A 26,752-nucleotide genomic window follows, 5' to 3' on the forward strand; every position below is an offset into this window, starting at 1 on the left:
CTATTTAAAAGCTGTATGATAGAGAATAAGGAGTTAGAATTAGCTTTCAATTTTATAGAAAAAACAGATAGAAATTTATTTTTAACTGGTAAAGCAGGAACAGGAAAAACAACTTTTTTACGTAAAATAAAAAATGAAAGTTTAAAAAGAATGGTAGTTGTTGCTCCAACAGGTGTTGCTGCTATCAATGCTAAAGGAGTTACAATTCATTCGTTTTTTCAATTGCCTTTTGGACCTATTATTCCTAAATCTCAAAGCCCATATACAGATAGGGTACAACGAAAATTTAGCAAGATTAAGATTGATATAATTAAATCGTTAGACCTTGTAATTATTGATGAAATAAGTATGGTAAGGGCTGATGTTTTGGACGGTATTGATGAAGTTTTACGTCGTTATAAAAACAGAAATAAAGTATTTGGAGGAGCACAAGTATTAATGATTGGAGATTTGCAACAACTTTCTCCTGTAATTAGACCTAATGATTGGTCTATTTTAAGTTCTTATTATAAAACAGCTTATTTTTTTAGTAGCATAGCCTTTCAAGAAGCTGATGCTATTAGTGTTGAGTTAAAACATATTTACCGACAGCAAGATGAAGGTTTTATCAAGCTTTTAAATGAAGTACGTACCAATACACTATCAGAAGCGTCAGCAAAACTATTGAATAATCAATATGAACCAGAATTTGAACCTCAAAAAGAAGATGGTTATATAACGCTAACAACACATAACAAAAAAGCAGATACGATAAACCAAGAGGAATTAGATAAAATTACAACAAAAGCAATAACATATACGGCGGAAGTTTATAAAGATTTCAACGAGAAAAACTACCCTAATGATGAGCATTTATCTTTAAAAGTTGGAGCGCAGGTAATGTTTATCAAAAACGATAGTTCACCAGAAAAAAGATATTATAATGGGAAAATAGGAACAGTTCTTTTGTTGGAAGAAGATACAGTTACTGTTAAGTGTTCCGATAATGATATTATTGAAACGACAGTTGAAACTTGGGAAAATATATCTTATAGTCTGGATTCGGAAAGTAAAGAAATTTCAGAGAAGCTGGAAGGCTCTTATACGCAAATACCTTTAAGATTAGCATGGGCAATAACCATACATAAAAGTCAAGGATTAACTTTTGATAAAGCTATTATTGATGCTGAATCATCATTTGCACACGGGCAAACATATGTAGCGTTAAGTAGATGTAAAACTCTTGAAGGAATTGTGTTAAAAACACCTATTAAATCTTCAAGTATCATTAACGATAATTCAGTAAAAAGTTTCAATAAGCAAGTAGAAGAAAATGTGCCTACTAATGACGATTTAGAAAAATCGAAAAGGAAGTTTCAAATAAATTTAATTAATGACCTATTTAGTTATCATGAGTTTTTACAGCCTGTAGCACGTTTAATAGATATATATTATAATAATCAAACTTCTTTGCAGGGAAATGTCATAGAGCCTCTGAAAAAGATAAAAGATGAAGGAGTTGTACCTTTACTTAAAGTTGCAAATTCATTTAAAATACAATTAGAAAATTTAGCTATCAAAGAAGATGAGATAAATGATAATCTTATTCAAGAGAGATATATTAAAGCCCTAGCATATTTTAAAAAAGAAACTACAGAAAAGATTATAGATGTGTTTGAAACTTTTTCATACAGCACAGATAATTCTGCAGTAGAAAAAGATATAGAAAAACAAGTATCAGCTTTTGAAGATTTTCTAAGAATAAAAAAAATATTATTTAGCTCATTATCTTCTGAGTTTTCAACAGAAGAGTTTTTAAAAGTAAGAGCAAAAGCTATTCTTGATAAACCAGAGAAAAAGAAGAAAAAGAGAGCTGTTGTAACTTCAACAGCACATCAAAAATTATTTGAAGAATTGCAGTTATTTAGAACAAGTGTCTCTAATTCAGAAGATATTCCACCATTTCAAGTTTTTACACAAAAAACATTATTTGAGCTATGCGAATTGTTGCCAATGGATAAATCTCAACTTATAAAAGTAAATGGAATGGGGAAAATTAGAGTTAATAAATATGGTGATGAAATATTAGAAATTATTAATGATTATGCAAAAGCTAATAATCTCAAATCACAAATTGAAATTGTAGAAATAGAGAAAGACAAACGTAATACTAAAGATATTACATTTGATTTATACAAGGAAGGTTTGAATACAGAAGAAATTGCAGCAAAACGTGGTTTGGTTATAGGTACTATTGAAGGACATTTATCACATTTTGTTACTCAAGGAGATATTGAAATAACAGAATTATTCAGCGATAAAAAGCTTGAAAAGGCTAAAAGAATTATCAATGCTACAGGTTTAGATAATTTATCTAAAGTAAAAGAGATTGTAGAAGATGAGTATACTTGGGGAGAATTGCGAATGATTGTAGCATGGATGAGGTCTAACTTTAGAAATTAAAAATGGTTGTATCCTATCTTGAAGTTTTTACTTTAATAGCTATAGTACATTGCTTTGTGTTAAGCTTAGTAATTTTGTTTTCTAAGTTTTTAAGAAGTTCAACTAATAGATATTTGGGAATTACACTTATAATTATATCTATTATTGGTATGAATAATTGGTTTTGGGATTTGAATAAGAACCCAGTTATAATTCAATTTTTAGACTTTTTTTTATGGCAATTTTTATATCCGGTAACATTATTGTTGTTTTTTTATAAGGCTACAAAAAGTTCTATATACAAAAGAACTAAAGCATTACTTTTTTTACCATTTGTAGTATTAACGATATGTAATATTATAGTTAGTTTAGAAAATATTTATGGCTTATATAAGTTGCCGTTTATAACAAAGGATTCAGTTTCATTTTTTTATAAAGCAATAAGTTTATGTTCTATTATTTTTCCCTTTATTGTTTTACTGCCCTCCTTTTGGTTACTATTTGTTAAAACACAAAAATCTACTATAAAATGGTTGCGAGTATTTTGGGTAATTTTTGCACTAATAGAAATTTATGGTTTTCTATTGGAATTTCATAGGTTTTTATACTTAGAACGCAAGTCATTAAATTATTTATGGATAGGAGTTTCTTTATTGATGTATTGGATAATTTATATAGGTATTTATCGATTTAAATTGTCTAACGAACAATATGAAATAAGAGAGTATTTAAAAACAAAAAAAGTCAATGCAACTAATGAAGTAATAGAAAATCCGATAATAAAAGAGTTCATTCGTTTATTATCAGATGAACATATTCATAGAAATTCACAATTAAATAGAGACTTTGTAGCAGAAAAACTAGGAATAAGCCCAGGCTATTTATCTCAACTAATAAAAGAAAGTCCGTATAAGAGCTTTTCAGATATAGTTAATAAATATCGAATAGAAGATGTAAAAGAAATGTTGATAGACTCTGGTTTTTCAAATTATAGTTTATTAGCAATAGGTTTAGAAGTTGGTTTTAATTCAAAGGCAACGTTTTTCAATGCTTTTAAAAAATATACAGGAATCACTCCGAGCGAGTATCAAAAACAATATAAATAAGTATTGATTTCTTAGAATCTAACATTTTTAAACTCCTTAAACCCTTGATGTAATTAGGTTTGCTGAAAAATTAAAGCAAACCATTATGATAAAATTCAATTTTAAAGTATTACTTTTTTTCTTCATAGTAATTACAAATAGTCAAGCTCAAAACAAAAAAATACTTATAAAAAACGTGCATATAATTCCAATGGATGTAGATACCATTCTGAAAAATTATAATGTACTTATTCATAAAAACAGAATTGAAAAAATAGCACCAAATTCATCTTTGTTAAAATGGAAGTATGATACATTAATTAAAGGAACTAATAAATATTTGCTACCAGGATTTGCAGAAATGCATTTCCATAATCAAACTGATATTAAAAATGAATTCAAGTTATTAGTAGCTAATGGTATTACTTCAGCAAGAAATATGGCTGAGGATAAAAAGCAAGATCAAATCAAAAACAAAAAGCTATCAGAAAAATTAACCATTGCTCCTAAATATTATACCACAGGACCCTATTTACAAAGAAAAGATTTGAAAACGGAAGAAGAAGTAGTGTCCGTAGTTTCATATCATAAAAAAAGAGGATATGATTATATAAAGTTAGCTGACAACTTACCTAAGAATATTTATTTAAAGTTGTTAAGAGAGGCGCAAAAAAATCAATTAGAAGTAATTGGTCATGGACAAAGAAAAATGCCTTTAGAATATTCCTTACGAATGAAATCGATAGCACATATAGAAGAGTTTATGAATATCTTTTCTGAAAAAGAAAGAGAAAGTTCAGTTTTTTTGAAAAAAGCTGCTAAACAAATTAAAACGAGTGGAGTGTATGTGTCACCAACATTAGGAATATTCGATATGATTAGTAATTATGCTGATAATGATAGACATGAAGAACTTCTTAAAAAAGAAGAGTTGAAATATTTGCCAAATTACTATAAAGATTATTGGGTTTCAGATAGTGTTCATTACCGAAAGTATGAATGGTTTACTTCGAAAAAATCCTTAAAACGTTTAGCTAAAGAATTACAATGGCAACAAATGTTTACTAAGTTATTACATAATGAAGGAGTTCCTTTATTAACAAGTAGTGATACTTATGGTTTATTCTTACCAGGTTTTTCATTACATACAGAACTTGAGTTTATTAATAAATCAGGTTTAACAACTTATGAAACTTTAAAAACTGCAACTATAATTCCAGCAAGATATTTTAATGCTGTTTCAGAAGAAGGAAGTGTTAGTGAAGGTAAGAATGCAAATTTGGTTTTATTGGAAGATAATCCTCTTGAAAATATTACAAATACAAGGAAAATAGCTGGTGTATTTGTTAAAGGAAACTTCTTGTCAAAAAGTAAGATAGATAAAGTTTTAAGAGAGGTTAAAAACTCTTGTAAACAGTAGGTTTTTAGCTTTTTAAAGCTAAAAATTATTTTTTTTAGTTTTGTTTATTGTGTTGATTATTAGTAATTTAGATTTAAATTAACCAAAACCCTTCAAAAATGAAAAATTATCTTTTCAAAGAGGTACTTTGTGCCCTAATCTTTCTAAGCGCATTAGTCGTAAATGCCCAAAAAGCTTTTAAAATAGGTGATGAATTTGACTCAGACATCAAGATTACAAAAACCTATCAAAAGTTTAAAAAGAAAAGTTCAAGTCAACAAAAAAAGGAATTAGTGTATAGCAAAGAGTTTTACTCTAAAAACTCATCTTACATTAAGTTGTATTTTAAAAATTTTGATTTAGCTCTAGGTGATTATCTAGAAATAATTGGAGCAAAAAGCAAAGAATCATTGATATATGGTGGAAAAGGAAAAATTGTTGATAATAGTATGACAACAATTAGTAATTTCTGGTCAAAAGTATTATTTGATGACAAAGTTGAAGTTCGCTTATATTCATCTGGAAATGTAGGTAAACACAATGGATTTGAAATTGCTAAAGTTGCTTACGGTTTCACACCAAGTAAATTGATTAAAACGGTAGAAAAGCATCAAGGAAAAACTATTTGTTCTAGCGATAATAAAGAGCGAATAGCTTGTTATAGTGGAACAGATATGTATGAAAAAGCAAAGGCTGTATGTAGACTAATAATTAATGGTAGTTCGAGTTGTACAGGTTGGCTATTAGGAAGTGAAGGTCACTTAATGACCAATAATCACTGTATTGGTTCTTCATCTGATGCTCAAAACACAGATTTTATTTTTAATTATCAGCATCAAAGCTGTACAGGTTCTGCAAATGCTACTCAAAATGTAGTAGCATCTTCAGCTACTTTTGTAAAAACGAGTTCTAGTTTAGATTATACTTTGGTAAAGCTACCTACTAATCCAACTAGTACATACGGTTATTTAAGTATTAGTCCAACAGTATCATCTGTAGGTGATAGAATTTATATTCCACAGCACCCAGGAGGAAGAAGAAAAGAAATCTCTGTGAATACCGATACTGGTTTTTCAGAAGTTTCTTGTGTGGGAAGTTGCGGAAATGCTGGAGGAGCAGGAAAAAGAATGAATTATTATGCAGATACAGAGGGCGGAAGTTCAGGTTCGCCAGTAATTGATTACAATACAAATTTTGTTGTAGCTATTCATAATACAGGATTTTGTCCTAATGGATCTTATGGAAGAAGCGACGATTTAATTAGTGCTATTGGTAGTTCTATGCCTGCAAATGGAGTAGGTAGTGGTGGTGGAGGTAATCCAACCGGATGTTCTAGTACTGTAAATTCTTTTCCTTATGCTCAAAGTTTTGAAACAGGAGATGGATGGACACAAGCCACTGGAGATGATGGTAATTGGGTAAGAGATGCCTCTGGTACACCTTCAACAGGAACTGGACCTAGTTCTGGCGCTGATGGTAATTATTATATGTTTTTAGAGGCTTCTAATAATAGTAGTCCTGGTCAAATAGGAGCAAATGCTACAGCTATTTTAGAAAGTCCTTGTTTTAATTTATCAGGAGTAAGCTCTGCAACATTTACTTTTAGTAATCATATGTATGGAACTAATGTAGGTTCTTTAAGATTAGAAGCTTCTACAAACGGTACCAATTGGACTAGTTTATGGAGTGATTCTGGAAATAAAGGAAACCAATGGAATAATCAATCCGTAAATTTGAGCTCATATGTAGGTCAAAATGAAGTAAGATTAAGATTTGTTGGTACAACTGGATCTGGTTGGTCTAGTGATATAGCTATTGATAATTTAGCCTTAACCTCTGGAGGAGGAAGTTCTGGATGTTCATCATTAAATTTTAATGATTATACTATTACTTCTTTTTCAAATCAAGACAGCTCAGGGAATTATTCTGTAGGTTCTGGAGGGGCTTCATTAACCTTAACAAATAATACTTGGAAGTATATTTCTTTAAATTATACAGTTACAGCGAATACTGTGATTGAGTTTGAATTTAGTAGTACTTCTCAAGGAGAAATACATGGTATAGGTTTTGAAAACGATAATACTTTAACATCTAGTAGATATTTTAAAGTTCATGGTACACAAAATTATGGAATCACCAATTTTGATAATTATGCTAGCGGAACCAAGAAATATGTAATTCCTGTAGGTAGTTCTTATACTGGTGCTATGGATAGATTAGTGTTTATAAACGATAACGATGGTGGTTCTGGAAATAACTCTACGTTTAGTAATGTGAAAATTTATGAAGGATCATGTGAAAGTTCAAATGTAATAGTTACAGAATTATTTGATACTAGAGTAGATGTTTTAGGAGATGAAGATGAAGGAATCTTTACATCAGTAAATATTGCTCCAAACCCTATTGAAAAAGGTAAATTATTACAATTAGTTGGGCCAGAAAGAAATTTTTCAAATGCATCTTACAAAGTAGTAAATGTATTAGGACAAGTATTGAAAGAAGGAAGTTTATCTGAAGAAAAAACAATCAATATCGATAAACTGAATTCAGGAATCTATATTTTAAGGTTAGAAAATAAGTTTACTAAGACCAGTAAACGATTTGTGATAGAATAGAGGATAATCTATAAAAGAAACAGCCCTCTTAAATATTAAGAGGGCTGTTTTATTTTTTATAATCTAATATTACAAGTCGAAACCAATATTAACACCTAATTTGTTAGCTATTAATTTATTAATTCTCTTTTTAACTTCAGGTATTTTTACACTTTCTAATACAGTATTAGCAAAAGCATACATTAATAATGCACGAGCTTCTTTTTTAGGAATACCACGCTGTTGCATATAGAACAATGCTTGTTCATCTAATTGCCCAATAGTACAACCATGAGAGCATTTTACATCATCAGCAAAAATCTCTAATTGAGGTTTTGCGTTTATCGTTGCTTTGTCACTAATTAAAACATTATTGTTTTGTTGGTAAGCGTTCGTTTTTTGAGCTTCTTTCTCAACAATAACTTTACCGTTGAAAACACCAGTAGAACGACCTCCATAAATACCTTTATAGTCTTGGTGACTCTCACAATTTGGTTCTATATGGTGAACTAAAGTATGGTGATCAACATGTTGTTTTCCTTCAATAATTGTAATTCCTTTTAAGATAGAATCAATACGCTCTCCTTTTTGGTAGAAATTTAAGTTATTACGTGTAATATTTCCTCCAAAAGAAAAAGTATGTACAGAACAAACACTTTCCGATTGTTGCTCAATGTAAGTGTTATCTACTAAAGAAGCGTTATCATTATCGTTCTGAATTTTATAATAATCAACAGTTGAATGTGTATCAGTAAAAATTTCAGTTACTACATTAGTAAGAACAGGGTTATCTGTTAAACTTTGATGACGCTCTATAATTTGAACATGTGCATTGCGTTCAGCTACTACTAAGTTTCTTGGTTGAACCATAGTAGCATCTTCCTTTCCAGTTGTAAAGTTGATAATTTGTATTGGTTTTTCAACTTCTACGTTTCTAGGAATATGAATAAATGCACCTTCAGTAGCAAAAGCAGTATTTAAAGATGTTAAATTATCTTGCTTAGCTATTTTATTGAAATAGTTTTCAATTACAGGTTTGTACTTAGGTTTAGATAATGCTGCAGAAAGTAAGCATACATCCATACCATCGTGTGTTGTTTCTGATAAGAAAGAGCTGTATTTACCATCGATAAAAATAATCTTATAACTATCTATATCGTGAATAAAATATTTCTTTACATCAGCTAATTCTATGGCAATATCATGATCTGGAAATAAGCTATAATCTTCTTTTAAAACTGAATTTAAAGAAGTGTATTTCCAAGCTTCTAATTTCTTTGTAGGAAATCCTAATTTTTCAAACTCTTGTAACGCTTTTGTACGAATATCATGAATATCAGAATTAACATTCAATCCATTTTCAAAGGCTACATATGATGATAATAATTTCTCTTTTAACTCCATTCTTTCAATGTTTAGTTGAATCCAACTAATTATGAGTTTACCTCTTCTTTAATCCAATCGTATCCTTTTTCTTCAAGCTTTAAAGCTAAAGAAGCGTCACCTGTTTTTACAATTTTACCATCATGTAAAACGTGTACATAATCAGGAACTATATAATCTAATAAACGTTGGTAGTGTGTAATAACTACAACTGCGTTGTTTTCAGATTTTAATTTGTTTACACCATTAGCAACAATACGTAATGCATCGATATCTAAACCAGAATCTGTTTCATCTAAGATTGCTAATTTAGGCTCTAACATAGCCATTTGGAAAATTTCATTACGTTTCTTCTCTCCTCCAGAAAAACCTTCATTTAAAGAACGAGATAAGAATTTTCTATCAATTTCTAATAATTCAGATTTTTCACGAATCTTTTTTAGCATGTCTTTCGCAGGCATTTCTTCTAAACCTTGTGCTTTACGAGATTCGTTAATAGCTGTTTTAATAAAGTTAGTTACAGTAACACCAGGAATTTCTACTGGATATTGGAATGATAAAAATACTCCTGCATGCGCTCTTTCTTCAGGAGCTAATTCGCTAATATCTTCACCTTCTAACTCGATGTTTCCAGAAGTAACTTCATAATTTTCATTACCTGCAATTACAGATGATAAAGTACTTTTTCCTGCACCATTTGGTCCCATGATAGCATGTACCTCTCCAGCTTTAACTTCTAAATTAATTCCTTTTAGAATGTCTTTGTCTTCTACCTGTGCGTGTAAGTTTTCTATTTTTAACATTGTTCTTATGTTATGTTAGCTATTGCTACGTGTTTTTTTATTTTGTTTTGGGTAAAGTTGTGTTAAATAACAACTTAACTTAGTGGTTAAAATCAATTAAATTTTAACCTACACTTCCTTCTAAACTAATTTCTAATAATTTTTGTGCTTCAACAGCAAATTCCATTGGTAACTTATTTAATACTTCTTTACTAAATCCGTTTACAATTAATGCTATTGCTTTTTCGGTATCAATTCCACGTTGGTTACAATAAAATAATTGATCTTCACCAATTTTACTTGTAGTAGCCTCGTGCTCTATTTGTGCCGATTTATTTTTCGCTTCTATATAAGGGAATGTATGTGCACCACACTCATTACCCATTAATAAAGAATCGCATTGAGAGAAGTTACGTGCGTTTTCAGCTCTTGAATTAATTTGTACTAATCCACGGTAGCTGTTTTGTGATTTTCCTGCAGATATACCTTTTGAAATAATGGTTGACTTAGTGTTTTTTCCTAAGTGAATCATTTTCGTTCCAGTATCTGCTTGTTGGTGATTATTAGTTACTGCAATTGAGTAAAATTCACCTACAGAATTATTTCCTTTTAATACACAACTTGGATATTTCCATGTTACTGCAGATCCGGTTTCTACTTGTGTCCAAGAAATTTTAGCATTGGTTTCGCATAAACCTCTTTTTGTTACAAAGTTGAAAACTCCTCCTTTACCTTCAGCATCACCTGGGAACCAGTTTTGTACTGTAGAATATTTAATTTCAGCATCATCCATGGCGATTAATTCAACAACAGCTGCGTGTAATTGATTTTCATCACGTTGAGGTGCAGTACATCCTTCTAAGTAAGAAACATAACTTCCTTTATCAGCTACTACTAAAGTTCTTTCAAATTGCCCTGTACCACCTTCGTTAATTCTAAAATAAGTTGATAATTCCATTGGACAACGAACTCCTTTTGGAATGTAACAGAATGATCCATCAGAAAAAACTGCTGAATTTAATGCAGCATAAAAGTTATCTGTTGTTGGGACTACAGAACCTATATATTTTTTAACTAATTCAGGATGTTCTTGAATTGCTTCTGAGATTGGCATAAAAATAATTCCTTTCTCAGCTAATGTTTCTTTAAAAGTTGTTGCAACAGAAACAGAGTCCATTACAATATCAACAGCAACGTTAGCTAAACGTTTTTGTTCATCTAAAGAAATTCCTAATTTCTCAAAAGTTGCCAACATTTCAGGGTCAACTTCGTCTAAAGAATTTAATTTAGGTTTTTGTTTTGGTGCTGAATAATAAGCGATTTCTTGAAAGTTTGGTTTTTCATACTTTACATTAGCCCATTCTGGCTCTTCCATTTGTTGCCAAACTCTAAAGGCTTCTAAACGCCATTCAGTCATCCATTCAGGTTCGTTTTTCTTTTTTGAAATAGCACGAACCACATCTTCGTTTAACCCTTTAGCAAAGGTTTCACTTTCTATATCTGTATAAAAACCATATTCATATTCTTTGGTTTTTAACTCTTCTCTTAAATCGTCTTCGGTATACTTGCTCATGATTGAGTTGTAATGTTATAAAGAAAAACTTTCACCGCAACCACATGTACGGTTTGCATTTGGATTGTTAAAAACAAATCCTTTTCCATTTAATCCTCCAGAATACTCTAAAGTAGTTCCGACTAGGTATAAAAAACTTTTTTTGTCAACAACAATTCTTACATCGTTTTCTTCAAAAATTTTATCATTTTCTTGTGTGTTTTTATCAAAGGTTAAATCGTATGATAACCCTGAACAACCACCACTTTTTACCCCAACACGAACAAAATCGGTTGTAGCGTTAAATCCGTCGTCTGTCATTAGTTCAATGACTTTCTTTTTAGCTGTGTCTGAAACTTTTATCATTGTATAAGTGGATTAACTCTAAATAGTTTGCAAATATACAATTTAAGTCTCACTTATTTGCACAACCTTTCATTGTGTTTTTAAATAGAGTTATTAATTTTCTCGATTATTCTTGAAAATCGGGATTATTGACAAAGTTATTATCTGTAAGAGTAAGTAAAAAAGCTTTTAAATCAGCTTTGTCTTTATTAGAAATATTTACACCTCCTTGATTTACTTTTTTCATCAAAGGGTCTATCGTAGGAGAAGCTTTTAATCCTGTTGAATAGTGTTCAATAACTTCTTCTATTGTAGCAAACCTACCATCATGCATATAAGGAGCGGTGAATTTTAAGTTTCTAATGGATGGGGTTCTAAATTTCCCATTATCATTTGGATCTCCAGTAACTTTACCAAGACCTAAATCTGTAAAAGTAGCGTCCAAACCATTGTTGTGAAATTTATTGTCGGTCCATAAAGGGTTGTTATTGCTCCCATGACAATGAAAACAATCTCCGCGAGTTTCATCCATAAAGACATCAAAGCCATTTTTTTCTTCAGGTGTTAATTGTACTTTACCTAATAGAAATTGATCAAATTTAGAACCTCCAGAAATTAAAGTTCTTTCAAATTGAGCAAGAGCTTTGGTTATTAGTGTAGAATCGATTTTAACATTTCCAAAAGCTTGCTTAAATAATGTAGGGTACTCGGCATGGTTTTGAATTCTTTGCGTTACATCAGTCCATTTGCTATGCATTTCTATAGGATTACGAACTGGTTCTAAGGCCTGTCTTTCTAAACTTAATTCTTTTCCGTCCCAGGCAAAACGTTCATCAAAATTCCAAGCCAAATTGAAAATAGGCATAGAGTTTCGAGACCCAAAATTACCGTTCACACCATCACTAAATCGAGTTTCATCAGTAAAAGCTCTCTTTGGGTCATGACATGTTGCACATGATTGTGTGTTGTCTTTAGATAAAATTTTATCAAAAAATAGTTTTTTACCTAGCGCAATACCTTCTTCTGTTAATGGATTATTTGAAGGTATAACAGGAGCAATTATTTTTTGTTGGAAAAGCTCAGGTATTTTTAAAGTAATTGGTACTGGAGTATATACATTTTCTTCTTTTGAAGAACAATTCATCAAAAGAAGAAAAAATACGATATATATACTTTTTTTTATCATTAATAATTTATTGTGAAATATTACCTAGGCTAAACACTCCAATTTTACCATTAGCAGCCATTAGTTTTTGAGCATTAAAATTAGACATTAGAGAAGTGTTTAATGTGTTTAAGTCCCATTCATTTGGGTTTTTAAACCATTCAGCTACATTCATTCTGATTTCTATTGTGGCATTATTTGTAACTAATATCGTACCTAATTCTACAGTGAAAAAAGTATCTTCAAATTTTAAGTTTGCTGGGTCAGTATTGTCTACAGCTTTAATAGCATGATAATTAAAAGGTGACTTTATATTTTTACTGTTAAGGTATTTTCCATCCATTTGCATAAAATGATAACCTCCACCTAGCATTTGAGGTACACTAAAATCATTTAAATCTTTATGGATGCCATCTTTATTGTCATCATTGTTAAATCCAAATGTCATAGTTAATTTATATGATCCTTCAGATATTTTTTGAGGTAACGTATGGGTTAAATCATCAACATTACTAACATCTACTAATTTATAACCATCAAAAACCGTTGCGTTTTGATTTCCGTCAGTTAAAGTTATTCTTGAAATTAAATACCTTAATTTGTCTATAGTTAATTTTGTACCAGCTTTATTGGTGAATTCAGTATTACTTATGTCAGATTTTTCAATAGCTGTTCCGTCCCAGTTTTGCGTAAAGTTTAGCTTAATAGTAACTTCTTTTATAGGTTCATCATTATCTGAACTACAAGATAAAAGTAATAAGCTTAAAAAGAGGGCAAAGTATTTTTTCATTTTTTATTTTAATTTTATGATTAATAGGTCTGAAAAACCTTTATTTGTTTGTATGTCTTGATTATTACTACTGCTTTCACCAACTGCAATAATGTTTCCATTGGAGAGTTCGATGGCATCGTAACAAAAATCTATTTCAGAACCTCCAATTGTTTTTTGCCATTGTTGGTTTCCATTTTGATCTATTTTAAGGATCCATGCATCGTTTTGTCCTTTGTTTGTAATCCCATTATCGGAGCTTCTTGAGCTTCCAGAGATAATAAATCCTCCATCTAATGTTTTTCGAATCGAACGTCCAACATCAAAACTAGAACCACCGTAATTTTTTTGCCAAATAATGTTTCCTTTGGTGTCGATTTTAGTTGCCCAAACATCAGCACCTCCATTATTTTGAGTTACATCTTTATTATTACTTCGAGTATCTCCAATAATAATAAAATTACCATCCTTTGTTGTAGCAATACCTCTTGCTTCATCAATTTGATCACCTCCTAGAGACTTTTCCCAAACGAGTTTACCAGTTTTATCAATTTTAACAATCCAAAAGTCGTATGAACCTTTATTGTTTTTAATATCTACATCTATGCTATCTGATGATCCTACCATTATATAACCGTCTGATGTTTCTACTACACCATAACAAGTATCTGTGTTTTGACCACCAAAGTATTTTCGCCATTCAATATTACCAGATGAGTTTAGTTTTATGCCCCAATAATCGCCTCCAGCATGTTTTGCTGCAAATTTAGAATTTCCTTGACCTCCTGAAGCTGTTACATCTAAAATACTTCCAACAAAATAACCGCCATCACTTGTTTGAATTAAGCTAAAGCCTTGATCTGTTCCAGAAAATCCAGTTGTAGTTTTCCAAATAATAGTTCCAGTAGCGTCTAATTTTAATACCCAAACATCTTCAAAACCTTCATTGGTAGTTAAATCTCCGTCAGCGCTTTTATTAAATCCTATAATAGCAAATCCTTTATCACTCGTTTCAATAATTTGATATGCTCTATCGTCTTTAGAGCCACCATAGGCTTTTTGCCATTGTAATTTGTCATCCTTATCAAACTTTAAAAGCCAATAATCATATTGAACGGTAGTTTTGGTAGTAGAAACATCTCCATCAATACTTTGAGTGTAACCTAAAACAGCATAGCCGTTGTCTGAAGTTTGTACAACACTTCTTCCGCTTTCATTTCTGGTTCCTCCATAAGTTTTTATAAAATCGACTTGCAATGCTTTTATAGGGTTAGATAAGCTAATGCCATCATCATTGCTACAGCCTACAATTGTAAGAGTAATAAATAAAAAAATTGAAAGTCTTTCTAACATTTATTGTTTTTTGATGATGAATAATCCTCTATTAATATCGCTTACTAAAATTTTGCCACTTTTAAAATAAGGGTATACATTCCATACACCATTGAAACTAGCCCCATCATTGTCTGGATAAGTATCAAAATAAGCTGTTTCTGTTATTGTTTTACCATTGATATTTGAAATGTCTATAAAGCGTACACCAGCAGTATAATTTGCTAAATAAAATGTGTTGTTTTTTACATAACCATTATGATCTATAGCATTGGTAGGTCCAGTATATATAAAGTCTAGTTTTGGGTTGTCTAAATCAGTAAAGTCAAAAATAATAGTCTTTGTTTTATTTCCAAAGTTTTGTTCATCTAATTCATCTCCTAAAATAAAGTGTTTTTGATTTTCTGTAAACCACCCTTGATGCGTATAGCCAACATTAGGGTAAGATATTTTTGAAATGTTTTTTGGATTTGCTTTATTACTTATATCCACAATAACTACTTCATTTTCATTGCTGCCAATCAAAATTTCTTTTCCAGTATAATCGGTGTCTGGACCATTATAAGTAACAACTTGTGCATCGTGGCTGTAGTTGTCCATTCCCCATCCTCCTTCGCTTTTTGGGTTTTTAGGATCTTGTATGTTTATAAACAAAGGGCCTCCTTTGTAAGTTCCAGTTTTACTTGTCCCTACTGGGTAAGCATATCCAGAGTCTTCATTAATTACCATATTATGCGCACTACCAAACTCTGTAAAATGAGTGTCAGCAGTAAAAGTAGCTGGAGCATTAGTTACATTTCGCAATCGTGTTAAATCAAAAACTTGCATTCCATGGTTAGACGCTTCACTAACAATAAAAGCATGATCTTTATATACTTTAACATCTCTCCACGAGCTATTAACTGTAGCTGTTGGTAATTTACCTAGGTAAACAGGATTATCAGTATCTGAAATATCTACAAATGCAGTTCCGTTATTTAAACATATAATTGCGTATTCTTTATTGGTAGTTGTATCTGTCCATCCCCATGAATCATTTCCTTCCGTTGCTCCAAAAGTATCTAAAGGAAGGGTTAAAAGTAAATCATAACCATTGCAAGGATATATTCCAGCTTTACCTCCAGTACATTCCACTTTATTTGTTGTGGTGGGAGTATCACAAGCGTCACCTACTCCATCTCCATCAGTATCTTTTTGGTCTGGATTACTAGTTGTTGGGCAGTTGTCTTTTGAATCTATAATTCCATCTCCATCCTTGTCGTTAATTGGTGCTGGTGTATTTGTAGAAGAACAAGAAACTAAAAGTGATAAAAAAACGGCGGTAAATAAAATTCTATATTTTGTCATGGTTGGGAGCTTTTAAAAATACTAAATTAAAGAATTAACTAATTATAAAACATTTATAAACAGTTAAACCCTATGAATATTTTAAATTAAGGTATTTATTTATAATATTTTTTTTAGATACTAGTTGTTATCTTTGCAGCATGTTAGAAGATAAAAATCAAGAGAGAACTTCATTGTCTAAACTAGGAGAGTTTGGATTAATTAACCATTTAACAGAGCATTTTAAATTATATAATTCTTCAACTCAAAAAGGTGTTGGAGATGATGCTGCAGTTATAAGTCAAACAGGAAAAGAAACGTTAATAACGACTGATTTACTTATAGAAGGTGTGCATTTTGATTTGAGTTATATGCCTTTAAAACATTTAGGATACAAAGCTGTAATGGTTAATTTATCTGATGTGTATGCAATGAATGGAGTGGCTGAGCAAATAACTGTGTCAATAGCTATTTCTAATAGATTTCCATTAGAAGCTGTAGAAGAATTATATGCAGGTATAAAATTAGCATGCGATACTTATAAAGTAGATTTGATAGGAGGAGATACAACATCATCAACTAAAGGAATGCTAATTTCTGTTACAGCAATAGGATCAGCAAAAAAAGAAGATGTAGTCTACAGAAATGGAGCTAAAGAAACTGATTTAATAGTTGTCTCTGGTGATTTAGGAGGAGCATATCTTGGTTTACAGATTTTAGAAAGAGAGAAGCAAGTGTTTCAGGTAAATCCTCAAAATCAACCTGATTTAGATAATTATACTTATTTAATAGAACGTCAATTAAAGCCAGAAGCTCGTAAAGATGTACCTGAGTTGTTAAAAGAGCTTGAGGTAAAACCAACAGCTATGATTGATATTTCTGATGGACTTTCTTCAGAGATTATGCATATATGTAAACAAAGTAAATTAGGATGTAAGATTTATGAAGATAAATTACCATTAGATCCTCAGGTAATATCTACTTCAGAAGAATTTAACATGGATAGTACTATGATTGCTTTAAGTGGAGGAGAAGACTATGAATTGTTATTTACAGTTCCAATCTCAGAATTTGATAAAATAAAAGGTAATCCTAATTTTTCTGTTATAGGGCATATGACAGAGGCAAATCAAGGGATGAAGTTAGTTACAAGGGCAAATCAAGAAATGGAATTGAAAGCTCAAGGTTGGAATTCTTTTGATGAGTAAAAAAGTTAAATCAAAATATAAAAAGTCATACTTAGCTGTATGGCTTTTTTTTTGAAAAATATTTTTTGAGAAATTCGATTTTTGTTGAATTGAAAAAGCATAAAAAATGGCGTAAAAATTGTATATTGGTCAAGCAAAAAATTAATAATTAACAAAAAATCAAAAAGAATGGGAATTTTTTCATTTATTAAAAATGCTGGTGCCAAAGTGTTTGGTATTGGAAAAACAACTGAAGAAGAAGCTTCTGAAAAAGCTGCAAAATTAGTAGATGCTGTAAATACCTTAGAGTTGTCTGTTGAAAATTTATCAATTACTGTTGATGAAGACAAGGCAACGGTATCTGGAGAGGCATCAGATTTAGCAACTAAGGAAAAAGTGGTCTTAGTAGTAGGAAATACGAATGGAATTGCATCTGTAGAAGATAATATGACTGTAGCAGAGGTTGAAGAGGTAGAAGCAGCAGCAATGGCGCAATTTCATACAGTAGTAAGCGGAGATTCGTTAAGTAAAATTGCAAAAGAATTTTATGGTAATGCAATGAAGTATCCAGTTATTTTTGAAGCAAACAAACCAATGTTAACACACCCAGATAAAATTTATCCAGGGCAAGTATTAAGAATACCACCTTTAGTGGACTAATCAAGAGTTAATCAACCAAAGAAAGAGTACTGCATTTGCAGTACTTTTTTATTTCCATTTGTTTTTTACAGTTAGTATTAACTTCATTTTCATATTGTATAGTAATAAAATTATATAAAGGTTTAATGTTTAAAAGCCTTTTTTGGTTGCTAAACAAGTGGTTGCAAAAAATAAATAAATGTATATTTGCGGTTTATTAAATTGGAGATATGATACAGTCTATGACGGGTTATGGAAAATCCGTACTACATTTACCATCTAAGAAAGTAACCATTGAGATTAAATCTCTAAATAGTAAGAATTTAGATTTAAATACTAGGATTCCATCTTATTACAAGGAAAAAGAATTATCTGTTCGAAAAAAATTAGCGAGCAATTTAGTAAGAGGTAAAGTAGATTTCTCTATTTATGTAGAAATGACTGCAGATGAAACTTCAACAACTGTAAATAATGCTGTTGTAAGAGAATATATACAACAATTAAGAAATGTAACTCAAGCAGGTTCTTCTGATGATATTGAACTTTTAAAGATGGCAGTAAGAATGCCAGATGCTTTAAAAACAGAGAGAGAAGAGTTAGATGAAGAAGAGTGGAATCAGATAGATGTTCATATTGATGAAGCGTTAAAAGAAATAATTCAATATCGTAAAGATGAAGCTAAATCTTTAGAAGAAGATTTTAAAGTAAGAATAGCTAATATTCAGTTAGCTTTAGAAGAAATAAAACAGCTAGATGGAGATAGAATTGAACACGTTAAAGAGCGTTTACAAAAAGCATTAACAGAATTAAAAGTTGAAATTGATGAAAATCGATTTGAACAAGAATTAATTTATTATTTAGAAAAATTAGATATAAACGAAGAGAAAGTTCGTTTAGCAAATCATTTAGAGTATTTCTTGGAACAATTAGCAACACCAGATTCTAATGGAAAAAAATTAGGGTTTATTATCCAGGAAATAGGAAGAGAGATAAATACTACAGGGTCTAAAGCAAATTTTGCTCCAATGCAAAAATTGGTAATTCAAATGAAGGACGAGTTAGAAAAAATTAAAGAACAAATATTAAACGTTTTATAGAAATGACTAAAGAATTTAAAGGAAAATTATTTGTGTTTTCAGCGCCATCAGGATCAGGAAAAACAACAATTGTACGTCATTTATTAAAGCAAGAAAGATTTGGATTGGAATTCTCTATTTCAGCAACGTCAAGAGATCCAAGAAGTAATGAAGTTGATGGAGAAGATTATTATTTTATTTCAGCAAAAGACTTTAAGCAAAAAATAAAGAACGAAGAGTTTTTAGAATGGGAAGAGGTTTATATGAATAATTTCTATGGTACTTTAAAAACTGAGATTGAACGTATCTGGGCTTTAGGAAAGCATGTGATTTTCGATATTGATGTAAGAGGAGGTTTACGAATTAAAGAAAAATTTCCAGAAGAAACATTAGCGGTATTTGTTAAGCCACCAGATATTAATGAGTTATTAAGACGTTTAAAAAGTAGAGGTGAAGAAAGCGAAGAAAAAATAGCTTCAAGAATAGCCAAAGCTCCTATAGAGTTGGCAACAGCACCAATGTTTGATAAAATTATTAAAAACTACGATTTAAAAGTAGCCTTGCAAGAAGCTGAAGATTTAGTTGATGAATTTTTAGGTTTAGATAAAGCTAGTCAAAAAGAGTAGGTTTTAGGTATGAAAAATATCGGATTATATTTTGGGACATTCAATCCTATTCATATTGGTCATTTGATTATAGCAAATCATATGGTTGAAAACTCTGATTTGGATGAAATTTGGATGGTGGTTACACCACATAATCCATTTAAAAAGAAGAGTTCTTTACTAGATAATCATCATAGATTGGAAATGGTGTATTTAGCAACCAAAGAGTATGATAAAATAAAACCGTCTGACATAGAGTTTAATTTGCCACAACCTAATTATACTATAAATACTTTAGCGCACATAACAGAGAAGTATCCAGACTATAATTTTAACCTGATTATGGGAGAGGATAATTTAAAAAGCTTTCATAAATGGAAAAATTATGAAGCAATTTTAGATGATTATAATATTTATGTGTATCCAAGAATATCAGAAGGTATCGTTGAAAATAAATTTGTTAAAAACTCGAAAATTCATAGAGTTGATGCGCCTATCGTACAAATATCATCAACAATGATTCGAAATGGAATCAAAGCTAAAAAGAACATGAAACCACTTCTTTCTACTGAAGTTTGGACTTATGTTGATGAGATGAATTTTTATAAAAAATAATTTTTTTTAAAACTTTTTTAAAATACTTAGGTCAAAGAACTGATTAACTTTTAAAATTAGTAATTATGACTTTAAGTAATGTACAAAGAAAATTAAGCGGACTTTTTATTGCTGGATTATTATTGTTTGCATCTTGTGAATCTAATGATGGTATAGATTTAGATGCAAATGCTGTAACAACAGAAGAGGCTTTAAATGTAGTTTTAGCAGATGATATTTCTACAGAAATTGATGAGGTAATTGAAGATGATGGAATAGAAAGCGGATTTGAAAGTAAAAGTGCAGCACCTTCTTCTAATCATCCAAGTTGTGTTGTAAGAACTTCAGAAGAAACAGCAACAGGAAAAATTGTAACCTTAGATTTTGGAGATGGATGTGAAGGTAAGAGAGGAAGAGAATTTGCTGGTAAAATAATTATAGAGTATGTTAAAACTGATAGTAGTTTTTCAAAGTCAGTAACTTTTGAAAACTTTTCAGTAGAAGGAAATAGTGTTGAAGGAGGAAAATCTATAGTAAAGGTAAAAGAAAATTCAAATGGAAATCCAGAAGCAACTTTTACTATTGATATTAAAATTACTTTAGAGTCAGGAGTTGAAATTATCAAAAAAGGCACAAAGGTAAAAGAGAAAATAGAAGGAGCAGATACTGATGATAGAGGAGATGATGTGTATTCAATATCAGGAAACTGGGAATCTATAAATAAAAATGGTGTTGTAAAAACAGCAACGATTACTACCAATTTAAGAAGAGAATGGGCTTGTAAATATATTGTAAGTGGGGTTATTGAACTTTCTAGAGATGGAGCAACAGCTACGTTAGATTTTGGAGACGGCTCATGCGATAATTTAGCAACACTAACAGATGCAAATGGAGATACTAAAGAGATTACTTTGAAATTGAATAAGAAAAAGAAGTAAGTTTTTATTAATTAAGGGAAGAACCAGCTTACAGAGCTGGTTTTTTTATGCCATTCATTTTTAGTAATTTAAAAAAAATAAGAAAATTCTAAACTTTTTAAAACTTTAGAGGTCTAACTAAGAAATAAGACTATTAAAAACCAATGAACGAAGCTGATTTTATAAATCAATTAACTAGCAAGAAATATAAAGATCGAGCGTTTTCTAAATTATTAGATTTATATCAAGAACGTTTGTATTGGCATATTCGAAAATTAGTAGGAACTCACGAAAACGCTGATGATGTATTGCAAAATACATTTGTAAGAGTGTATAAGAGTTTAGCAAATTTTAAGCAACAAAGTTCACTTCATACTTGGATGTATAAAATAGCATATAACGAGTCTATGCGTTTTATAGAGAAAGAAAAGAAGAAAACTTTTTCTTCGCTTCAAGATGTGAGTGATAAGTTTTTAGGAGATTTAAAAGATGATATCTTTTTTGATGGAGATGAAGCTCAATTAAAATTACAAACGGTATTAAGTCAATTGCCCGAAAATCAAAAAAAGGTATTTTATATGAAATATTACGATAATTTAAAGTTTAGAGAAATTTCAAATATTTTAAATATCAAAGAAGGAACAGTAAAAACACATTATTATGGAGCTGTAAAGTATATAGAAAGCAACATAACTAAAATGTCGTATATAGAAAAAATTAAAGCATAGTTTGTTATGAGCATACAAAATGATAACTTTAACATTCGAAATACTTTTGATATGAATACACAAAGAAAACATAAATCCGATTTAGGTTTAGATATACCGTCGGACTATTTTTCAAAATCTAAACAGTCTATTTTAGAACAAACAGTTTTAGAGAAAAAAGGAAAAGTAGTTTCTTTGTATAAAAAAATATCTATTTGGTCAGCTGTAGCAGTTGTAGCATTGTTGTTTACTTTAGCTGTGTATAATCCTATTGGAACAAGTAGTGATGAAGAAAATGATATTTTAATAGCGTCATTAGTAACAGAAGAAGCAGATGTTGATAAGCTACTAGAAGATTATGTAAATGACGAATTACTAACAGATGAAATTTTTTCTGAGTAAGATTAAAACTTTTTAAGAAATAAAAGGTCTAAAGAATAGTATTAATAAGAATAAAGATGAAACCGATACAAATCATATTAGCAATTATATTTTCGCTTTTATTAGGTGTTTCAAATGTGGTAGGTCAGAACTCAATAGAAAAGTTAAATCTTTCTAAAGAGCAAAAACAATTATTAAAAACCCAAAAAGAACTAATAAAAAAAAATAGAGAAGCGTTTAAAGCTACGCTTACTCCTAGTCAAAAGGCTATATTGAGAAACCAGGCTTTAACTAAACAAGAAAGACAACAAGCTTTAAAGAGGTCATTAACATCATCTCAAAAAAAATTAGTAGCACAAAATACTAAGAGTGTAAAACAAGTAAAAGCTAAGTTTAGAAACACACTTACTAAATCGCAAAAAGCGCAGCTAAAAACACGGTTTAAAAATAAAGATTCTAAAAAACGAGTTAAAAAAAATATTAGAAACAGAATGCAGAATAGAAGGAGAAGATAGAAATTTTTGTAGTGTATTTGATTATAGTGGTTGATCTTATCAACCACTTTTTTGTATTTTTAGAGCATATATGAAAAAAACATTTTTACTTTTTTCTTTACTTTTAGGTATTATAAGTACTTATGGTCAAAACTCTTCTGAAGAATCAGAAGATGTTCAGCTTTCAGAAGAAAATGAAATTATAGATAGTATTTTAGAAGAGGAAAGTGAGGAAGAGTTTTTAAAATCGGTAACAGAACTTCAATTTCTTCATTTATCAGTAGAATATAATAATAAAACTTATTTTTCAGGAAGAGATATTGGAACAGATCAGTTTAATATAAGTCCACAAGTAACCTATATTCATTCAAATGGATTATTTATTGGAGTAGCAGGAGTTTATTATGATCAATTTACACCAGAATGGGATTATACATCGGTAACGCTGGGTTATGGTAAAAGTTTTGGGAAAAATAAACAGTACAGATGGTCTACTTCATATGATAGATATTTTTATTCAGATACTTCAGAAAATAATCCTTTTAAGAATGCATTATCTTTAGGAATAGAAATAGATAATAAAAAGAAAACTTTTGGAACGGAAGTATCAACAACTTATTTATTTGGAAGCGATAATTCTCTTCAAATAATATCTTCAACATATGGGGCTCTTAGCTTAGTAAAAAAGAAACGTCATAAATTAAAATTACAACCGCAACTTAACATAGTATTAGCTCAACAAACAATTCAGTTATCACAAACCTTTACTATTAGAGGTATGCAATTTACTAGATATGTTCAAAATAATGATTTTGGATTAATTAATACACAACTGCAAATACCTATACAATATAGTACTGGTAATGTTGATTTTGAGTTAGGTTATACGTTTAACTTTCCTACAGCCTTAGAAGGAGAAACTGATGTAAATACAACTAGTTTTTTTAATTTCTCTATCTCGTATTTGTTTGATTTATAATACTTCATTTTTTAACATAGGTTGTAATTAAGGTAAAAAATAGTTACGCCATTTTTTCGTTGTATATTTGAATTCCAAACTAGTATTAAAAGTGACAAAAATTCAAAAAAAGCGAAAGCTTAAGCAAAAACTAATTGATAAATATCGATTGGTAATTTTAAATGAAGATACATTTCAAGAAAAATTTTCATTAAAATTATCACGACTTAATGTATTTGTTTTTGGAGGAGTATTTTCAATAGTCTTAATTGTATTAACTTCTATATTAATAGCCTTTACAGGTTTAAGAGAGTATATACCAGGATATTCATCTACAAGTTTGAAGAGAGAAGCTGCAAGAGCGACTTATAAATCAGATTCTTTGCAAAAGAAGTTAGCTATACTAGAACGTTATACTAAAGCCTTAAAGCCTGTTTTTACTGGAGAAATACAACCAGAAAAGGTCGATTCAATTAAAGATGTGACTCAAAACATTGTCGTTGATGAAAGTAAATTAGGGCCTACAGAGCAAGATTTACAATTTAGAGATAAGGTTGAAGGAAAAGATAGATTTCCTCTTTTAGAAGGAGCAGAGGGTAGAGCAAAAATTGTGTTTTTTTCTCCTTTAACAGGAAGTGTGTCTCAAAAGTTTAATAGAGATGATAAACATTATGCAATAGATATTGTAGCACAAACGGGAACACCAGTAAAAGCAATTGCAGATGGGACAGTTATTTTGTCGGAGTGGACTGCAGAAACAGGTTATGTAATAACAATTCAGCATCCTAATGAGTTTATATCGGTTTATAAGCATAATGGCGCATTGTTAAAACAACAAGGAGATATTGTAAAATCAGGAGAAGTAATAGCTAGTGTAGGTTCAACAGGAGAGTTAACTACAGGTCCGCATTTACATTTTGAGTTATGGAGTAATGGATTTCCGGTAGATCCAACAAATTATATAGATTTTCAGTAAATGAGTATTAAATCAAGAATAGCAATTCCATTTGCAAAACAGATTCGAAAAAGAGTGTACAAGTGGGCAAATAAACCTCATGAAACACAAGAAAAAGTCTTTAAATATTTAATAACTGAAGGTTGTAAAACTGCTTTTGGACAGGATCACGATTTTATTTCTATCAATAATTATGAAGATTTTAAAAAACGTGTGCCTGTAAATGATTATGAAGGCTTAAGAAGCTATGTTGATAGAATGGTGGAAGGAGAAGAGAATGTGTTATGGAAAGGGAAACCATTGTATTATGCAAAAACATCTGGAACAACATCTGGAGCTAAATATATTCCTATAACAAAAGAATCAATGCCAACGCATATTAAAGCAGCACGAAATGCCTTGTTGTTTTATATTGCTGAAACAAATGATGCAAGTTTTGTAGATGGAAAAATGATTTTTTTACAAGGTAGTCCTGTTCTAGAAAATATGAATGGAGTAAAGTTAGGGCGTTTAAGTGGAATTGCTGCGCATTATGTACCTAACTATTTATTAAAAAACCGTTTGCCAAGTTGGGAAACCAATTGTATAGAAGATTGGGATACTAAAGTAAATAAAATAGTAGAAGAGACCTTACCGGAAAACATGACGGTAATAAGTGGTATACCTTCTTGGGTACAAATGTATTTTGAGAAGTTAATAGATAAAACAGGAAAAACAATTTCTGAAATCTTTCCAAATTTTAACTTCTTTATTTATGGAGGTGTAAATTTTGAACCTTACAAGAATAAGTTTGAAACTCTAATAGGAAAAAAGATTGATTATGTAGAATTGTATCCTGCTTCAGAAGGATTCATAGCTTATCAAGATACTCAAACAGAAAAAGGAATGTTATTACAGTTAAACTCAGGTATTTTTTATGAGTTTATACCTGCAACAGAATTTTTTGATGAAAATCCAACTAGAATTTCTTTAAAAGATGTACGGTTAGGAGTAAATTATGTAATTATTTTAAATACTACAGCAGGACTTTGGGGATATAACATTGGAGATACTGTAGAGTTTACTTCATTAAAGCCTTATAGAATAAAAGTAACTGGACGTATTAAACATTTTATTTCTGCTTTTGGAGAACACGTTATAGGTAAGGAAGTGGAAAAAGCTTTAAACGATGCCATAGTAGGAACAGATGTAAATGTTAGCGAATTTACAGTAGCACCTCAAGTAAATCCTGAAAGTGGATTACCATATCATGAATGGTTTATTGAGTTTGAAAATGAACCTGATAATTTAGAAGAACTGGCTTCAAAAATAGATGCTTCAATGCAATCTCAAAATGTATATTACTTTGATTTAATTGAAGGAAAAGTGCTACGACCTTTAATAATTAGAAAAGTAAAAAAAGGTGGATTCCATGAGTATATGAAATCTATAGGGAAGTTTGGAGGTCAAAATAAGATTCCACAATTATCAGATAATAGAAAGATTGCTGACGTATTACAAGTCTTTTTAAAAGAATAAAAAAATGAAGATAGTATCTACAAACATAGGGGAACGAAAAGAAATCGATTGGAAAGGTAAGCTGATAACAACAGGTATTTTTAAATATTCTACAAATACTCCTATTTTTTTAGATGTTGAAGATGTTAGAGGAGATGCAGTTTGCGATAGAGTACATCATGGAGGAATAGATCAGGCAGTTTATGCCTATTCAGAAAAGCACTATGCTTATTGGAAAGAATTTTATCCAGATTTAGATTGGCGATATGGAATGTTTGGAGAAAATCTAACTATTGATGATCTGGATGAATCTAAAATTCATGTAGGAGATACTTATAAAGTAGGTGAAGTGGTTATAGAAGTAACAAAACCACGTCAACCTTGTATGAAACTTGGAGTACGATTTAATAATATGAAAATCGTAAAACAGTTTTGGAAACAGGATTTTCCAGGAATTTACTTTAAAATATTAGAAACTGGTAAGGTAAAATCGGGAGATGAATTTGAACAAATAAAATCATGTCCCGAAAATCCTACTATTGCTGAGGTATATCAACAAAAAAGAATTACAAAAGGAATGTAATTAGGT

General features: G+C 30.3%; 25 protein-coding genes. 17 read left to right on the forward strand and 8 right to left on the reverse strand.

Annotation, left to right across the window (positions count from 1 at the left end; all coding sequences use genetic code 11):
- Positions 1-15: 15 nt before the first annotated feature.
- From F7018_RS02515 to F7018_RS02530, 4 genes are all read left to right on the forward strand, one after another.
- On the forward strand, positions 16-2,442 hold the full coding sequence (locus tag F7018_RS02515; RefSeq protein ID WP_150898396.1) for a helix-turn-helix domain-containing protein: 2,427 nt from the start codon (positions 16-18) through the stop codon (positions 2,440-2,442).
- A 113-nt stretch (positions 2,443-2,555) separates the two neighbouring features.
- Positions 2,556-3,527: a helix-turn-helix domain-containing protein gene (locus F7018_RS02520; RefSeq protein WP_217701346.1), complete on the forward strand. Its 972-nt coding sequence runs from the start codon at positions 2,556-2,558 to the stop codon at positions 3,525-3,527.
- A gap of 85 nt (positions 3,528-3,612) precedes the next feature.
- The gene (locus F7018_RS02525; RefSeq protein ID WP_150898398.1) at positions 3,613-4,926 is read left to right on the forward strand and encodes an amidohydrolase family protein; all 1,314 of its coding nucleotides are present in this window, start codon (positions 3,613-3,615) and stop codon (positions 4,924-4,926) included.
- 98 nt (positions 4,927-5,024) lie between these two features.
- Positions 5,025-7,520: a trypsin-like peptidase domain-containing protein gene (locus F7018_RS02530; RefSeq protein ID WP_150898399.1), complete on the forward strand. Its 2,496-nt coding sequence runs from the start codon at positions 5,025-5,027 to the stop codon at positions 7,518-7,520.
- A gap of 69 nt (positions 7,521-7,589) precedes the next feature.
- Here F7018_RS02530 and sufD read toward each other — a convergent pair whose 3' ends face one another.
- The 8 genes from sufD to F7018_RS02570 form a co-directional block, all read right to left on the reverse strand.
- Positions 7,590-8,903: a Fe-S cluster assembly protein SufD gene (sufD, locus tag F7018_RS02535; RefSeq protein WP_150898400.1), complete on the reverse strand. Its 1,314-nt coding sequence runs from the start codon at positions 8,901-8,903 to the stop codon at positions 7,590-7,592.
- A 29-nt stretch (positions 8,904-8,932) separates the two neighbouring features.
- Complete coding sequence (gene sufC / locus F7018_RS02540) at positions 8,933-9,685, reverse strand: Fe-S cluster assembly ATPase SufC (RefSeq protein ID WP_150898401.1); 753 nt, start codon at positions 9,683-9,685, stop codon at positions 8,933-8,935.
- A gap of 103 nt (positions 9,686-9,788) precedes the next feature.
- The gene (sufB, locus tag F7018_RS02545; protein ID WP_150898402.1) at positions 9,789-11,237 is read right to left on the reverse strand and encodes a Fe-S cluster assembly protein SufB; all 1,449 of its coding nucleotides are present in this window, start codon (positions 11,235-11,237) and stop codon (positions 9,789-9,791) included.
- 15 nt (positions 11,238-11,252) lie between these two features.
- A complete protein-coding gene (locus F7018_RS02550; RefSeq protein WP_150898403.1) occupies positions 11,253-11,582 on the reverse strand; it encodes a HesB/IscA family protein in 330 nt (109 codons plus the stop codon).
- Between the two features lie 106 nt (positions 11,583-11,688).
- Positions 11,689-12,747 (reverse strand): cytochrome-c peroxidase, encoded by a 1,059-nt coding sequence (locus F7018_RS02555; protein WP_175578618.1) that lies wholly within the window; start codon positions 12,745-12,747, stop codon positions 11,689-11,691.
- A gap of 7 nt (positions 12,748-12,754) precedes the next feature.
- Positions 12,755-13,516, reverse strand: a complete 762-nt coding sequence (locus tag F7018_RS02560) for an MbnP family protein (RefSeq protein ID WP_150898404.1) — start codon at positions 13,514-13,516, stop codon at positions 12,755-12,757.
- 3 nt (positions 13,517-13,519) lie between these two features.
- Complete coding sequence (locus F7018_RS02565; protein ID WP_150898405.1) at positions 13,520-14,848, reverse strand: hypothetical protein; 1,329 nt, start codon at positions 14,846-14,848, stop codon at positions 13,520-13,522.
- Positions 14,849-16,174 (reverse strand): choice-of-anchor B family protein, encoded by a 1,326-nt coding sequence (locus F7018_RS02570; RefSeq protein WP_150898406.1) that lies wholly within the window; start codon positions 16,172-16,174, stop codon positions 14,849-14,851.
- Between the two features lie 140 nt (positions 16,175-16,314).
- Here F7018_RS02570 and thiL point away from each other — a divergent pair, with 140 nt between their 5' ends.
- The 13 genes from thiL (at position 16,315) to F7018_RS02635 (ending at position 26,746) form a co-directional block, all read left to right on the forward strand.
- Positions 16,315-17,361, forward strand: coding sequence for a thiamine-phosphate kinase (gene thiL, locus F7018_RS02575; RefSeq protein ID WP_150898407.1), 1,047 nt, complete (start codon positions 16,315-16,317; stop codon positions 17,359-17,361).
- Between the two features lie 168 nt (positions 17,362-17,529).
- Entirely contained in the window at positions 17,530-18,000 is a 471-nt protein-coding gene (lysM, locus tag F7018_RS02580; protein ID WP_150898408.1) for a peptidoglycan-binding protein LysM, read from the forward strand.
- 209 nt (positions 18,001-18,209) lie between these two features.
- Positions 18,210-19,076 (forward strand): YicC/YloC family endoribonuclease, encoded by an 867-nt coding sequence (locus tag F7018_RS02585; protein ID WP_246175027.1) that lies wholly within the window; start codon positions 18,210-18,212, stop codon positions 19,074-19,076.
- Between the two features lie 2 nt (positions 19,077-19,078).
- Complete coding sequence (gmk, locus tag F7018_RS02590; RefSeq protein ID WP_150898409.1) at positions 19,079-19,681, forward strand: guanylate kinase; 603 nt, start codon at positions 19,079-19,081, stop codon at positions 19,679-19,681.
- Between the two features lie 9 nt (positions 19,682-19,690).
- Positions 19,691-20,275: a nicotinate (nicotinamide) nucleotide adenylyltransferase gene (gene nadD, locus F7018_RS02595; RefSeq protein WP_150898410.1), complete on the forward strand. Its 585-nt coding sequence runs from the start codon at positions 19,691-19,693 to the stop codon at positions 20,273-20,275.
- Positions 20,276-20,340: 65 nt separating this feature from the next.
- The gene (locus F7018_RS02600; RefSeq protein ID WP_150898411.1) at positions 20,341-21,192 is read left to right on the forward strand and encodes a hypothetical protein; all 852 of its coding nucleotides are present in this window, start codon (positions 20,341-20,343) and stop codon (positions 21,190-21,192) included.
- Positions 21,193-21,335: 143 nt separating this feature from the next.
- Positions 21,336-21,899: an RNA polymerase sigma factor gene (locus F7018_RS02605; RefSeq protein WP_150898412.1), complete on the forward strand. Its 564-nt coding sequence runs from the start codon at positions 21,336-21,338 to the stop codon at positions 21,897-21,899.
- A 6-nt stretch (positions 21,900-21,905) separates the two neighbouring features.
- A complete protein-coding gene (locus F7018_RS02610; RefSeq protein WP_150898413.1) occupies positions 21,906-22,280 on the forward strand; it encodes a hypothetical protein in 375 nt (124 codons plus the stop codon).
- A 56-nt stretch (positions 22,281-22,336) separates the two neighbouring features.
- On the forward strand, positions 22,337-22,774 hold the full coding sequence (locus tag F7018_RS02615) for a hypothetical protein (protein ID WP_150898414.1): 438 nt from the start codon (positions 22,337-22,339) through the stop codon (positions 22,772-22,774).
- A 70-nt stretch (positions 22,775-22,844) separates the two neighbouring features.
- Positions 22,845-23,732, forward strand: coding sequence for a hypothetical protein (locus F7018_RS02620; RefSeq protein ID WP_150898415.1), 888 nt, complete (start codon positions 22,845-22,847; stop codon positions 23,730-23,732).
- 91 nt (positions 23,733-23,823) lie between these two features.
- Positions 23,824-24,687 (forward strand): M23 family metallopeptidase, encoded by an 864-nt coding sequence (locus tag F7018_RS02625; RefSeq protein WP_150898416.1) that lies wholly within the window; start codon positions 23,824-23,826, stop codon positions 24,685-24,687.
- Positions 24,688-26,184 carry a GH3 auxin-responsive promoter family protein gene (locus F7018_RS02630; protein ID WP_150898417.1) on the forward strand — a complete coding sequence of 499 codons (1,497 nt, stop codon included), beginning with the start codon at positions 24,688-24,690 and terminating at the stop codon, positions 26,182-26,184.
- Between the two features lie 4 nt (positions 26,185-26,188).
- Complete coding sequence (locus F7018_RS02635) at positions 26,189-26,746, forward strand: MOSC domain-containing protein (RefSeq protein WP_150898418.1); 558 nt, start codon at positions 26,189-26,191, stop codon at positions 26,744-26,746.
- The last annotated feature ends 6 nt before the right edge of the window (positions 26,747-26,752 follow it).

The organism is Tenacibaculum aiptasiae, assembly GCF_008806755.1.
Classification (GTDB): Bacteria; Bacteroidota; Bacteroidia; order Flavobacteriales; family Flavobacteriaceae; genus Polaribacter; species Polaribacter aiptasiae.